Annotated in this window: 15 protein-coding genes; 4 read left to right on the top strand and 11 right to left on the bottom strand. The window is 61.3% G+C overall.

Translation table 11 applies throughout. The annotated features are described in order from the left end of the window. Window positions 1–3: 3 nt before the first annotated feature. Together IEX36_RS10830 and IEX36_RS10825 are read right to left on the bottom strand one after the other, a co-directional pair. A complete protein-coding gene (locus tag IEX36_RS10830) occupies window positions 4–252 on the bottom strand; it encodes a hypothetical protein (RefSeq protein ID WP_229668876.1) in 249 nt (82 codons plus the stop codon). Window positions 253–392: 140 nt separating this feature from the next. Then, window positions 393–563 carry a Trm112 family protein gene (locus tag IEX36_RS10825; RefSeq protein ID WP_188759320.1) on the bottom strand — a complete coding sequence of 57 codons (171 nt, stop codon included), beginning with the start codon at window positions 561–563 and terminating at the stop codon, window positions 393–395. Between the two features lie 32 nt (window positions 564–595). Here IEX36_RS10825 and IEX36_RS10820 point away from each other — a divergent pair, with 32 nt between their 5' ends. The 3 genes from IEX36_RS10820 to IEX36_RS10810 all read left to right on the top strand — a co-directional run bounded on the left by IEX36_RS10820 (window position 596) and on the right by IEX36_RS10810 (window position 3,506). Further along, window positions 596–1,543: a bifunctional 5,10-methylenetetrahydrofolate dehydrogenase/5,10-methenyltetrahydrofolate cyclohydrolase gene (locus tag IEX36_RS10820; RefSeq protein ID WP_188759319.1), complete on the top strand. Its 948-nt coding sequence runs from the start codon at window positions 596–598 to the stop codon at window positions 1,541–1,543. Window positions 1,544–1,548: 5 nt separating this feature from the next. After that, window positions 1,549–2,214 (top strand): dephospho-CoA kinase, encoded by a 666-nt coding sequence (gene coaE / locus IEX36_RS10815; RefSeq protein WP_188759318.1) that lies wholly within the window; start codon window positions 1,549–1,551, stop codon window positions 2,212–2,214. 74 nt (window positions 2,215–2,288) lie between these two features. Beyond that, window positions 2,289–3,506: a S1C family serine protease gene (locus tag IEX36_RS10810; protein WP_188759317.1), complete on the top strand. Its 1,218-nt coding sequence runs from the start codon at window positions 2,289–2,291 to the stop codon at window positions 3,504–3,506. 3 nt (window positions 3,507–3,509) lie between these two features. Here the strand turns inward: IEX36_RS10810 and purN are convergent, their stop codons facing one another. The 3 genes from purN to purM all read right to left on the bottom strand — a co-directional run bounded on the left by purN (window position 3,510) and on the right by purM (window position 6,584). Then, window positions 3,510–4,142 carry a phosphoribosylglycinamide formyltransferase gene (gene purN / locus IEX36_RS10805; protein ID WP_188759316.1) on the bottom strand — a complete coding sequence of 211 codons (633 nt, stop codon included), beginning with the start codon at window positions 4,140–4,142 and terminating at the stop codon, window positions 3,510–3,512. A gap of 232 nt (window positions 4,143–4,374) precedes the next feature. Further along, a complete protein-coding gene (locus IEX36_RS10800; protein ID WP_188759315.1) occupies window positions 4,375–5,463 on the bottom strand; it encodes a carboxypeptidase-like regulatory domain-containing protein in 1,089 nt (362 codons plus the stop codon). A gap of 41 nt (window positions 5,464–5,504) precedes the next feature. Next, a complete protein-coding gene (purM, locus tag IEX36_RS10795; protein WP_373283045.1) occupies window positions 5,505–6,584 on the bottom strand; it encodes a phosphoribosylformylglycinamidine cyclo-ligase in 1,080 nt (359 codons plus the stop codon). Between the two features lie 325 nt (window positions 6,585–6,909). On the opposite strand from purM, the gene hemL reads away from it, so the two are divergent. Next, window positions 6,910–8,217 carry a glutamate-1-semialdehyde 2,1-aminomutase gene (hemL, locus tag IEX36_RS10790; protein WP_188759313.1) on the top strand — a complete coding sequence of 436 codons (1,308 nt, stop codon included), beginning with the start codon at window positions 6,910–6,912 and terminating at the stop codon, window positions 8,215–8,217. Window positions 8,218–8,579: 362 nt separating this feature from the next. Here hemL and rplI read toward each other — a convergent pair whose 3' ends face one another. The 6 genes from rplI to IEX36_RS10760 all read right to left on the bottom strand — a co-directional run bounded on the left by rplI (window position 8,580) and on the right by IEX36_RS10760 (window position 12,705). Beyond that, window positions 8,580–9,065 (bottom strand): 50S ribosomal protein L9, encoded by a 486-nt coding sequence (gene rplI / locus IEX36_RS10785; protein ID WP_188759312.1) that lies wholly within the window; start codon window positions 9,063–9,065, stop codon window positions 8,580–8,582. A 55-nt stretch (window positions 9,066–9,120) separates the two neighbouring features. Then, the gene (rpsR, locus tag IEX36_RS17630; protein WP_188759311.1) at window positions 9,121–9,459 is read right to left on the bottom strand and encodes a 30S ribosomal protein S18; all 339 of its coding nucleotides are present in this window, start codon (window positions 9,457–9,459) and stop codon (window positions 9,121–9,123) included. A 213-nt stretch (window positions 9,460–9,672) separates the two neighbouring features. Beyond that, window positions 9,673–10,107, bottom strand: coding sequence for a 30S ribosomal protein S6 (rpsF, locus tag IEX36_RS10775; protein WP_188759310.1), 435 nt, complete (start codon window positions 10,105–10,107; stop codon window positions 9,673–9,675). Window positions 10,108–10,196: 89 nt separating this feature from the next. After that, complete coding sequence (gene pth / locus IEX36_RS10770) at window positions 10,197–10,820, bottom strand: aminoacyl-tRNA hydrolase (protein ID WP_188759309.1); 624 nt, start codon at window positions 10,818–10,820, stop codon at window positions 10,197–10,199. 59 nt (window positions 10,821–10,879) lie between these two features. Beyond that, the gene (locus IEX36_RS10765) at window positions 10,880–11,566 is read right to left on the bottom strand and encodes a 50S ribosomal protein L25 (protein ID WP_188759308.1); all 687 of its coding nucleotides are present in this window, start codon (window positions 11,564–11,566) and stop codon (window positions 10,880–10,882) included. Between the two features lie 59 nt (window positions 11,567–11,625). Continuing rightward, window positions 11,626–12,705, bottom strand: coding sequence for a ribose-phosphate diphosphokinase (locus IEX36_RS10760; protein ID WP_373283035.1), 1,080 nt, complete (start codon window positions 12,703–12,705; stop codon window positions 11,626–11,628). Between the last annotated feature and the right edge of the window lie 150 nt (window positions 12,706–12,855).

Raw genomic sequence — 12,855 nt, 5'->3', positions numbered from 1 at the left:
ACTTCACATGATGTGCGCGAGTTTTTCCAGCTCTGCCTGAAGGCATTTGAGCGAGCAGCCAATCGACTCCATGTGCGAGACGGCGACGCGTGCCTCTTCGGTGGAAACCCCATATCCATGCGCTGCCAGAAAGCCGCTGATCAACTCTGCGGCCTGCCACGAGTCCAGTCCGGCCTTCAGCAACTCTTCGCGCAATCCAGCAAGATCTGCTTCAGGGAACTGCTCGACCTGGGGTTTCTTTGGCTGCATCATCTGTCCTCTCCGGTCAGCGATTAGGGGCCGACTTCGGCACACTACCATCCATTAGACGAGTGGCCGCGCTCGTGGATTGTCTTTGTTCCGTCAAGCCCCGTCAACTATTTTTTGTTTTACGCAAAAGGAAGGAGGGAAGTTCAGATGCCAGTGGCGCGACTGGCGATTAGGACCGGGATGCCGTCAACCGACGGATAGACGCGGCCACAACCCATGCACCGGATACCACCATCCGCGAGCCCAAGCTGTTGGTGGCAGACCGGGCAAACCAGCCGTTCGAGGCCCTTCGCCTTGAGCACGTTTGCTTCCATCCCTTATCTTAGCCGGGCGCAGGCACGATACCATGAAAGTGATGACAACCACAGCACGCGTATTGGATGGCGTCGCAATCGCCGGCCAGATCAAGGCCGAGGTCGCGGCAGAGGTGAAGCAGCTTGCGGCCCACGGAACGACCCCCGGCCTGGCAGTTGTTCTCGTAGGCCACGTTCCTGCCTCCGAGATCTACGTCCGCAGCAAGGTCAAAACCTGCGGCGAACTCGGCATCTACAGCGAGATGCTCACCCCGCCCGAGTCCGTCACCACCGAAGAGATGCTCAGGATCGTCGCCGACCTCAACGCGCGCGAAGACATTGACGGCATCCTTATCCAGCTCCCGCTGCCCAAGCACGTCGACACCAAACGCCTGCTCGAAGCCGTCTCGCCAGACAAAGACGTCGACGGTTTTCATCCCGTGAACGTGGGCCGTCTGCAGAGCGGCCAGCCCGGCCTCGCCCCCTGCACCCCCGCCGGCATCATGGAGATCCTCCGCCGCAGCAACCTCCCCGTCGCAGGCCAGAACGCCGTCGTCGTCGGACGCTCCGACATCGTAGGCAAGCCCGCCGCGATGATGCTCCTGAACGCCTCAGCCACCGTCACCGTCTGCCACAGCAAAACGCGCGACCTCCCCGCCGTCACACGCGGAGCCGACCTGTTGGTCGCAGCCATCGGACGCCCCGGCTTCATCACCCGCGACATGGTTAAGCCCGGAGCCACGCTGATCGACGTCGGCATCAACCGCATCACCGACGCGCACGAAGTCGCAGGCTTCTTCCCCAACGACACAGCCCGCGCCGCCACGTTCGCCAAACGCGGCTCAGTCGTCGTCGGCGACATCCACCCCGAAGCATTCCCCATCTCCGGCGCATACACGCCAGTACCCGGCGGAGTCGGCGCACTCACCATCGCCATGCTCATGCAGAACACCGTAACGGCAGCCAAACTCCGCCGCGGACTCAAAGCAGGGAAGAGCTAGCCGCGATGCTGCGCGTAGGCCTCACGGGCGGACTAGGCAGCGGCAAATCCACCGTCGCACGCATATTCGCAGCCCACGGCGCGCACGTGTTCTCGTCGGACGCCATGGGTCGCGAGCTGATGGAGCCGGGCCAGCAAGTCTACGCCGCAATCGTCGCGCACTTCGGCCCAGGCATAGTTCTGCCCGACGGACACCTCGACCGCCCCGCGCTAGGCAAAATCGCCTTCGCTGAAGGCCGCGTCGAAGAGCTGAACGCAATCATTCATCCTGCGGTCATCGAGCGCCAGGCAGAACTTGCCGAAGAGATATTTGCCAGCGAACCGAACGCCGTCGTGGTCGTCGAGTCTGCGCTCATTCTCGAAACGAAGCATGGCGGAACAAAACACGGTGGCGAAGACCGCTGGCGCAACCGCTTCGACAAGCTCGTTCTCGTCACCGCTCCCGAAGAGATCAAGATCGCCCGCTTCGTAGCCCGCTCAGCCGGGCCAGACACAACTCCGGAAAAGCAAACCGCACTCGAAGACGAAGCGCGCCGCCGCCTGGCACAGCAGATTCCCGACGACCAGAAAGCCGCACTCTGCGACTACGTCCTCACCAACGACGGCTCACTGCAGGAACTGGAGTGGCAGGTAGACCAACTCTGGCCCATCCTGCAAACGCTCGCAACCTGAACAGCACTCATCCCGATACAATCAAACCAGCGGCAGGCCCACCTGTTGCTAGTGAGGAAATCAGGTCTACTGCGATGAAACTTCGTCCGGTCTTGCTTGTGCTTGTTCTTCTGTGCGGCTTCTACTTTCTGACGACGCATTTCATACCAGCCGGTTCGGTCGCATCGTGGGTGCACCACACCGTCAAGCTCGGCCCGCAGCCCAACGCAACCGAAACCGCGTTCAAAGGCCCGCTCGGCACCTTCAACCTCACCGAAGCCGACGCCGCACCCGCCTTCGACACCGAAGAGCAGCAGAACATCGCGGTCTACAAAAAAGCGCTGCCCTCAGTGGTTAACATCACCTCCACCGCCGTCGCCTTCGACTTCTTCTACGGCCCCGTCCCGCAGCAGGGCCAGGGCTCAGGCTTCATCCTCGACAAGCAGGGCCACATCCTCACCAACAACCACGTCATCATGAACGCGCAGCGCGTCCAGGTCACGCTCTGGAACAAGCACCAGTACAAAGCGCAGGTCCTGCAGGTGGACAAGAACCACGACCTCGCTCTCCTGCAAATCGACGCGCCCGACCTGCAACCGGCCACGCTATCCACCTCGCAGAACCTCGTCGTCGGCCAGCGCGTCTACGCTATCGGCAACCCCTTCGGCCTCTCCGGCACCATGACGCGCGGCATCATCTCCGCCATCCGCTCCATTCGCGGCCCGCAAAATAATCCCATCGAAGACGCCATCCAGACCGACGCCGCCGTCAACCCCGGCAACTCCGGCGGCCCGCTGTTGAACTCGCGCGGCGAGGTCATCGGCATCACCACGCTCATCGCAAACAACGGCGCCGACCAGTCCTCCGGCATCGGCTTCGCCATCCCCATCAACACGGCCAAAGCCTTCCTCAACGACATCGCCAAGTACGGCTACGTCCGCCGTCCCTCGCTCGACATCCAAACCCTGGCCATCGGCCCCGATATCGCCGCGCAGATCGGCCTCGCCGCCGACTACGGCCTGCTCATCGAGCGCGTCCTCCCCGGCGGAGCAGCCGACAAAGCCGGCCTGCATGGAGGCACGGAGCGCGCCTACCAGGGCAACATTCCCGTCATGCTAGGCGGCGACCTCATCGTTGGTTTCGACGGACAGGAGATCGCCACCCCGCAGGACCTGCAAGCCGCATTGAACGCCCACCGCACAGGCGACGTCGTCACTCTGACCATCTTCCGCGGCCAGCGCCGCATGGAAGTCAAAGTCACACTCGGCGACGCCAAAGACCAGCAAGGGCAACTCGGCCAGCAACAGACCTAGCCGCTACCGCGCAGTCACCCGCAAAGCCTTGTTCTCGTGCGACACAAATCGCCGGTCCTCAATCGTGTACTCTCCGCTCAACACGCGGGCAATCGCCTCCGGATAAGCAATATGCTCCTGCTCAAGGATGCGCGCCGAGAGGCTCTCGACCGTATCGTCGTCCTTCACATGGACCGTCTTCTGCAAAATAATTACGCCGTGGTCCACCGCCTCATCGACGAAGTGCACGGTGCAGCCTGAGATCTTCACCCCATACTCCAGCGCCTGCCGTTGCGCATCGAGCCCCGGAAAAGCAGGCAGCAGCGAAGGATGAATGTTGACGATGCGATCAGGAAACGCGCGAATAAAGTCCGGCGTAATCACGCGCATGTATCCGGCCAGGCAAACAAGATCGACCTTGTGCTGATGCAACCGCGCCAGCATCTCCGCATCGTGGTCAACGCGGCTGCGCCCCGCCGAGGGCACACAGAATGCAGGCAGGCCAAGCTTATGCGCAGCTGCCAGTCCAGGCGCGTCCTCGCGGTTTGAGAGCACAACAGCGATCTCCGCCCCAGGCAGACGCTGTTCGCGAATAGCCCTAGCGATGGCAAGAAAGTTCGAGCCACGGCCCGAAAGAAGTACGCCCAGACGCTTCATGTCGAAAAGTTTCTCCGTAGCTGATTCTATTCGGTCGCCGCAAGAGACCTGACACCGATTTACACCGATACCACCGATAGAGCAATGCGACCACGGATTCCACGGAGAGACACGTTTTTTTTTTGCAGTTTTACCCGTGTTCATCCGCGAAATCCGTGGTCGCTCCATGTTTTTAAAATCGGTGTCATCGGTGTAAATCGGCGTTAGGTCTCTCGCAATAATCTAACGAGGGCTAAGGATGCGTCTGCCCATGGCTGTGCGTCGTGAACTTCTTCAGCAGAAACTCCTCAAACAGGTTCGAAGCCGCGCCGCCTGCAATGCCGAGCGCCGTATTCTCCAACGTAAGGCCCACGCCATTGCGATCGGCCGCCGGATAGTACAGGTTCGAAATCCCTCCCGCTGCAAGACTTCCGAGAATACCCGAGTAACAAAGTTGCCAGCGTCCATTGTCGCCTTTGCACACAACAGAGTTGGCAATCGCATAAGCCGCCCGCGACCGCACACTGCCCGTCCCCTTGTAGAAGTAGCGCGGGTCTTGCTTGAACAGGGCAGGGAAGACGGCGTTGCTCAGCAGATTTGCCGAGAAGCCATCGGCATAAGCTGCGCCAAATCGCTTCGCATAACCCGCCGCTCCTTGCCCATACGCAGGAAAGGTATTCGCACCCTGCTCAATCCCTGCAATCACACCAGCTCCTAGAAAGCTCGTCGGGTCTATCGCTGTACGCCACGCGAGCCGATACTTCTGCTTCGTATCCAGCGGAGCCGTGCTCCCGTCATAGACGATGTAGTAGTTCGGAATGATGCCCAGCACGCGCTGCTTCTCTTCATGGCGCACTTCAATCTCGGCCATCTGCTCTGTGTTCGAGGAGACGTTAACTCCAATGTTCACTGAAGCGCGCAATCGAATCGTGCCCAGCGCATCCTGCTGCCCCTGCGCAATCGTGCCCGAAAGGCTCTGCACGCTGAACCCAACCGCAGTAATCGAGACCTGAAACGCGCCCGGAGCCACATCATTCAGCGCAAACCCGCCATCAGCGCCCGACACCGTCTTCTGCGCCGCCATCGCAGGCCGGTCCGGATGCATCAACGCGATGCTCGCGCCCGCGACCGCAGCTCCGTCCTCATCTGTAACGACGCCGGTAATGCTCGTCGCCTGAGCGGCAGTCTGCGCCGAAGGGCTGTCCGGCAACTCCGCAGCCTGCTGCGCCGCAAGAGGAAGCGCAAAGCCCGAGACCAGCAGAGCCGAGACCAGCAGCACAACGAGCAGCGGCAGCAACCGCTTGCTGGCCGCGCCTGGAGTTGGGGAGTGGGGTCGGGGCATCAGTGTCTTGTATATGGACGCGACAAACAGGCGCTGCGTTTCTAGTTGTACGTCACTTTGCGTTCACCGCGCACAATGCGCCCGATGATGTGGTGCCGCTCGTTGGCCCGATTCAGTACCGCCTTCGCCTTCTTCAGCTTCTCCGCCGGCACCACCACAATCAGTCCAATACCCATGTTGAACGTGCGCATCATCTCGTCCTGCTCGACATTGCCCAGCTTCTGCAGATGCTCAAACAGCGGCGGAACCTGCCAGCTCGCCAGGTCCACCACCGCGCCCAGTCCCTTCGGAATAATGCGCGGCAGATTGTCCGTAATCCCGCCGCCGGTAATGTGCGCCATCCCTGCAACCACCTCTGCCCCCGTCAGCTTCTTGATGATCGAGAGATAGCTGCGGTGCGTCCGCATCAGCGCCGCGCCCGTCTTGTCCTTCAGCTCGTTCACATACTGGTCCGCGCCATACTTCGCCACCTCAAACAGCAGCTTGCGCGCCAGCGAGTAGCCATTCGTGTGCAGCCCATTCGAAGGCAGCCCAATCAGCACGTCGCCATTGGCGATAGTGCTGCCCGTAATGATCTTGTCGCGGTTCACCGCACCGATGATCGTTCCCGCCAGGTCATACTCGCCATCAGCATAGAAGCCCGGCATCTGCGCCGTCTCGCCGCCAATCAGAGCGCAACCGTTGGCGCGGCACGCCTCGCTCAGCCCCTGCACCACCGTCTCAATCGTCTCGTTATCCAGCCTGCCCGTCGCCAGATAATCCAGAAAGAACAGCGGCGTCGCGCCCTGCACGGCAATATCGTTCACGCAGTGGTTCACCAGGTCCTGGCCCACCGTATGGTGAATCCCAAGCTCAAACGCAACCTTCAGCTTCGTGCCCACGCCATCGGCCGACGACACCAGCACCGGGTTCGGAAACTTCTCCAGGTCCAGCGAAAACAGCCCGCCAAATCCGCCAATCTCCGAGAGCACGTGCTTGTTGAACGTCTTGCGCGCCAGCATCTTGATGCGCTGCTTGCTCCGCTCGCCCGAGCTGATATCAACGCCCGCGTCAGCGTAGCTGACAGACTTCTTCGCCGCTGTCTTCTTTGCGGACTTCGCACGCGCCGCGTCCTGTTCCAGCCCCACGGTCGTGCGCAGCGAAGAGTTACGTGGTGCCTGTGTCTGGGTCGATTCGGTCGTCGGGGAGGTCTCGTCCGGCAAGGTCATGCTCCAAGAAATTTACGAATGAAAGAGGAAAATCATCTTAAGTCTAGCAGGAGCCACCTCCGCACTCTGTTAAAGACCTCGCGCCGCAGCAGGGACAAGGAGCAGACAGCGACCGTGGATGTAGGTGGATCGCCCAGATTCCACCGAGAGATAGAAAATCCGTGCCATCCGCGTACATCCGTGGTCGCGCAGTGCCGCAGCCAGCTTCGCGCCTCCCGAGACTTCTATACTGAAAGCAATGCCCCTCAACCTCACCGAATCCCGCAAGTTACAGCACCGCGCCGAACAGCTCCTCCCCGGCGGCGTCGACTCGCCCGTCCGCGCCTTCCGCGCCGTCGGCGGCGACCCTCCCTTCATCACCCACGCCGAGGGCGCCTACCTCTACGACGCCGACGGCAACCGCTACCTCGACTACTTCGGCTCCTGGGGCCCCATGATCCTCGGCCACGCCTTCCCGCCCGTCGTCCAGGCCATCCAGCAAGCCGCCACGCGCAGCGCCAGCTTCGGAGCCTCCACCGCAGCCGAATCCGACCTCGCCGAGCTGGTTCGCCGCTGCGTCCCATCGATAGGAAAACTCCGCTTCGTCAGCTCCGGCACCGAAGCCTGTATGACCGCCATCCGCCTCGCCCGCGGCTTCACCGGGCGCAAGTTCGTCATCAAATTCGAAGGCTGCTACCACGGCCACTCCGACGCCATGCTCGTCAAAGCAGGCAGCGGCGTAGCAACGCTCGGCATCCCCGGCTCCGCAGGCGTGCCCGAAGAGACCGCGATGCACACCATCGCGCTCCCGTTCAACGACCTCGAAGCCATCCGCGCCGCATTCGTCGCTCGCCCCCAAGAGATAGCCTGCGTCATCGTCGAACCAGTCGTCGGCAACGCCGGCACCATCCCGCCGAACCCCGGCTATCTCGAAGGCCTGCGCGCACTCACGCGAGAGCACGGCGCGCTGCTCATCCTCGATGAGGTGATGACCGGCTTCCGCGTCTCGCTCGGCGGCGCGCAGCAGCTCTACAACATCCAGCCCGACCTGACCACGCTCGGCAAGATCATCGGCGGTGGCCTGCCCTGCGCCGCATTCGGCGGACGCGCCGACATCATGGACCACCTCGCCCCGGTCGGCCCCGTCTATCAGGCCGGAACGCTCAGCGGAAATCCGCTCGCCATGGCCGCGGGCATCGCCACACTCAACGAGCTGATCGCCCGCGAGCACGAAATCTACCCCGCACTCGAACGCACCACAGCCTCCATCGCCGAAGGCGTATCAAAAATCGCCCGCGAAAGCGGCGTAGACCTCACAACCAACCGCGTAGGCTCCATGTTCACCTGGTTCTTCACCGCGCAGACGGTCACAAATTACACCGACGCGGCAAAGTCGAACACATCCGCCTTCGGCCACTTCCACCGCGCCATGCTCGAAGCCGGAGTCTGGCTACCGCCCAGCCAGTACGAAGCCGCCTTCGTCTCCACCGCCCACGGCCAACGCGAGATCGACATAACGCTCGAAGCCGCCCGCAAGGCCCTTGCGACCGTCACCACGAATCGTTAGTGTCTGTCTCTTGCCCGTGTTGTTGCCCTTGTTGTTGTCGTTGCCCTTGTTGTTGCTGTTGCTCTTGTTGTTGTTTCTGAGATAGGCCCGGACTTCAGTCCGGGCAATACCGGCCACAAATAAAAAAGGGGGCTTCAGCCCCCGGGACAATTTCGCTGCCCCGCTTCCTTCGACTGCCGTTGCCCTTGCTGTTGCCTTTGAGATAGGCCCGGACTTCAGTCCGGGCAACACCAGCCACAAAAAAGGGCTGAAAGCCCGCCTTATAGCTGTCCACCACCGGCTTCATCACGCAGCAAAAAAAGCGCACCACCACCCGCGATTAACTCACGGGAAAGCGGTGCGCTTCTAAGTAATGAACAAATTTACGCCGTAGCTTCAGCAGCCGGTGCTTCGGCAACCTCTTCGCGGTCGCCCTTCACCGTCACCTTCACGTGGCTGGTCACCTCGCGGTGCAGCTTCACGGGAACGTGGTACTCGCCGATGGTCTTCAGCGGATCGTCCAGCGCAATCTTGCGCCGGTCGATCGTGAAGCCCTTCGCGGCAAGCTCGTGCGCAATGTCGCTCGACGTCACCGAGCCGAACAGGTGATCGTTCTCGCCCGACTTGCGCTCAAACACCAGCTCGACCGCGTTGAGCTGCTCCGCCAGCGCCGAGGCTTCCACCTTCTCCTTCGCCGACTTGCGCACGGCCGAGGCCTTCATCTGCTCGATCACGGCCTTGTTCGCTGCCGTCGCCTCAATGGCGAGCTTTCCGGGCAGCAGGTAGTTGCGGCCATAGCCGTCAGCCACTTTCACCACGTCGCCGCGGTGGCCCAGCTTATTCACATCTTCTTTCAGAATGACTTCCATGCGATTTCTCCAATTCCTGTCTGGCGTTCAGTCAGCCAGTCGTGGTCTCAAAAAGTTAGAAGCGCGCGGCAAAGGCAAGCAGGGCGATGTTGCGCGACTGCTTGATTGCCAGGCTCAGGCGGCGCTGGTGCCGTGTGCAAACGCCCGTCAGGCGGCGCGGAACAATCTTGCCGCGCTCGGCCACAAAGCCCTGCAGCAGGCGCACGTCGCGGTACGAGATCTGGTCGATCTTCTCCGTGCAGAACTTGCAGACCTTCTTGCGGCGGAAAAACTTCCGTCCGCCGGGGCCGCCGCCAGGACCGCCCGCGGGGCGCGGCGGGCGCGGGCCCGAGTGGGCAGGGCGTGGTGCAGATGTTTGTTCAGTCGATGGTGTGCTGGTCGTCTCGTCAGCCATGGTTCGTATCCTCTCCGTCTCGGTTATGCCTCGCCCGCTCCAGACCCGCTGAGGGGCCTCTGAGCTTCGGAATCTGGAATCCGGAATCCGGAATCCGATGTTCGGAATCCAAACCGTTCCATTCCGATGGAAGCGGGGTAAGGCGTCTATCGTGTTTGGCGAAAGCGGCTCAAAGCCGTCATCGCAGATCTCGTTTCAAAAAATCCACAGAAACTAAGCGCTCGCGCTCTCGGCAGCAGCCTCGGCAGCGGCCGGGGCCTCAGCCGCGACAGCCGCGACAGTCTCGACCTCAGCGGGCAGCGAGCTGCGCTTCACCTTCGTGCCGCGAATGGCCTTGATCTTCGCCAGGCGCTTCTCCTCTTCGTCGATGCGCACGGTGATGAACTTGATCACCTGCTCGGAGACGCGCAGCCTGCGCTCGATCTCGCCAACCAGCGAGCCCGCGGCCGCAATCGTCATCAGCACATAAAACCCGTCGTTGAACTTGCGTACCGTGTAGGCCAGCCTGCGCCGACCCATCTTCTCGGTCGACTTCACCTCGCCGCCGCCGTCGGTCACGTTCTTCTCGAAGCCTTCGATCAGCTTGTCGATGTCCGCTTCCTCAACATCAGGGCGAACGATGTACATCACTTCATACGTGCGATTCATCTCACTCACTTCTTTCTGCGAAGTTCCGCTTCGCACCGCAACCGCGTCTGGTCTGCCGCTGCGGTATGGAATCTACTGCGTGATACTGCTTACTTCCCCTTCGCCTCGCCGTTGCCTTCCGGCTCGCCGGGCTTCCGGTTGAACTCATTCATCGCGGCGCCAACGCCCTTCGTCAGCACCACCTCGACCGCGTCCTTCACCCGGTCGAGCACCTCATCCAGCACCGCAAGCTCCTGCCTGCGCATCGGCGTCAGCAGATAATCCCTGCCGCCCGCCTTAATCTCCCGCCCATCCGCCAGCGCAGGCTTGCCCACGCCAATCCGGATGCGGATCCACTCTTCCGTGCCCAGCACCCCGGAGATCGACTTCACTCCGTTGTGCCCGTTCGCCGAACCCCGCTGAGCCAGCCGAAACTGTCCCAGCGGAAACGCCAGCTCGTCGTAGATCACAATCACGTCCGCCGACGGGTCCAGCTCCAACTCATCCACCAGAGCGGCCACCGAAAGCCCGCTCAGGTTCATAAACGTCTCCGGCTTCGCCAGCAGAACATCCTGTCCCGCAAACCTCGCCTTCGCTGTCAACGCTCGGCCCCTGCGGTTCACCACCGAAACGCCCAAAACCTCTGCGATCCGGTCCACCGCCAGAAACCCTGCATTATGCGGCGTGAACTGATACTCGATACCGGGATTCCCAAGACCGACAATCAGCTTCACGCCACGTTCCCTTCCTGAAGCTCAGGCAGCCCGCAAAATCAAGCAGGCTGCCTTTCCAGCTACTTCTTCTTCGCGTCGGCGGCAGGAGCAGCGGCAGCTTCGTCCGTCTTGCCCTTCTTCGCCACTTCCGGCTCCGTCGGAGCTGCAGCGCCTTCCTCTGCAACCGGCGCAGCCTCTTCCTTGATGACCGTCACATGGGCCACAGTCGTATCCTCGTCTTCGAGGAACTTGATGCTGCCCGAGTGCGGCAGGTCCTTCACGCGAATCAGTCCATGCAGTTCCAGGCCCGAGATGTCCACATCCAGGTGGCTCGGAATGTCCGCCGGAAGGCACTCGATCTCGACCTCGCGAAGCACATGCTCCAGAATGCCGCCCTGGGCCTTCACGCCCACCGCCACGCCCACAAGCTGAATCGGCACCGACACGCGCATCACCTTGTCCATCGCAATCCGCTTCAGGTCGATATGCAGCAGCTTGCCTTTGATCGGCTCATGCTGCCAGTCCACGATCATCGCCTTCACCACAGCCGAGCCTTCGACGTTCAGGTCGAAGATCGAGTTATGGCCAGACTCCGAGTGCAGAATCTTCGTGATCACCTTCGGGTCAACCGCAACGGCAACCGCATCCTGACCCGCGCCATACACCACAGCCGGAATCTTGCCTGCAACGCGCACACGCCGCGCCGCATTCTTGTTGAACTTCCCTGTGCGGGGAGTCGCCACTACTGCTTCTGTCGTTCCTGCCATCGTTCACTCATCCTTTCGGGCACGAGGTTGAGCCTCGCTCCCTTTTGGTTTTCTAATCCCTAGTTGAACAGCGAGCTAACGCTGGTCTCCATATGAATGCTCTCAATCGCGCGTCCCAACAGGCCCGCAATCGAAAGCACCTTAATCTTCTCCAACGCCTTCGCGTCATCGCGCAAAGGAATCGTATTCGTCACGACGACCTGTTCCAGTCGTGAGTTCGCGATGCGTTCCACAGCCGGCCCCGACAGCACCGGATGCGTCGCGCACGCATAAACCTTCTCCGCGCCCTGTTCCAGCAGCGCCTCCGCCGTCTTCACCAGCGTACCGGCGGTGTCAATAATGTCGTCGAGGATCAAGCACGTCCGGCCCTTCACATCGCCGATCACGTGCATCACCTCGGTCACATTAATGTCCGTGCGCCGCTTGTCCACAATGGCCAGCGGCACTTCCAGCTTCTGGGCAAAAAACCTCGCCCGCTCCACGCCTCCCGCATCCGGCGAAACCACCGTCAGGTTCGGCAAATTCAACTCCCGGAAGTAGCTCACCAGCACCGGGCTGGCAAACAGATGATCCACCGGGATATCAAAGAACCCCTGAATCTGCGCCGCATGCAAATCCACCAGCAGCGCGCGATTCGCTCCAGCCGTCGTCAGCAGGTCTGCAACCAGCTTCGACGTAATCGCCACACGGGGCCGGTCCTTGCGGTCCTGCCGCGCATAGCCGTAGTACGGAATCACCACCGTGATGCGCCCGGCCGACGCGCGCTTCAGCGCGTCCATCATGATCAGCAACTCAAGCAGGTGCTGATCGACCGGCCAACACGTAGGCTGCACCAGAAACACATCCGCGCCGCGAACGTTCTCGAGCAGCTGAAAATGCACTTCGCCGTCAGAGAATCTCTGCAACCGGGTCTCGCCCAGCGGCACTCCGACGAACTTGCAGATCTCCTCGCACAGCGCGGGGTTCGACGATCCGCAGAAAATCTTGATGCGCTTGCTCTCGCCCAGCCTGCCCGTGCGCTTCCGCTCGGCGGCCGTCTTCGCTTGCGCGTTGTTGTTTTGAGCAGGCTGAGAGTTTGTCTCTTCAGCCTGCTCAGAAATAGGGGAAAGGACCGCAGTGCTCGTGCTTTTTTCCTTCACGTCGAAACCTCCAGGGCTGGTTGACCTTTGGTTGTTCCTGCTGCGTTTGTCTCAAGCGAAGCCTCGTTGCGGCTCCGCGCCTGTTCTTCGAAATCCTTGTTGCGAACTCCAAAAACTAAGACTGCTCTTTCAAACTTCGTACTTCCATCC

The organism is Edaphobacter acidisoli, assembly GCF_014642855.1.
Classification (GTDB): Bacteria; Acidobacteriota; Terriglobia; order Terriglobales; family Acidobacteriaceae; genus Edaphobacter; species Edaphobacter acidisoli.
The sequence above is the reverse complement of the archived record's forward strand: the minus strand, read 5'-3'. Positions and strand labels throughout refer to the sequence as shown.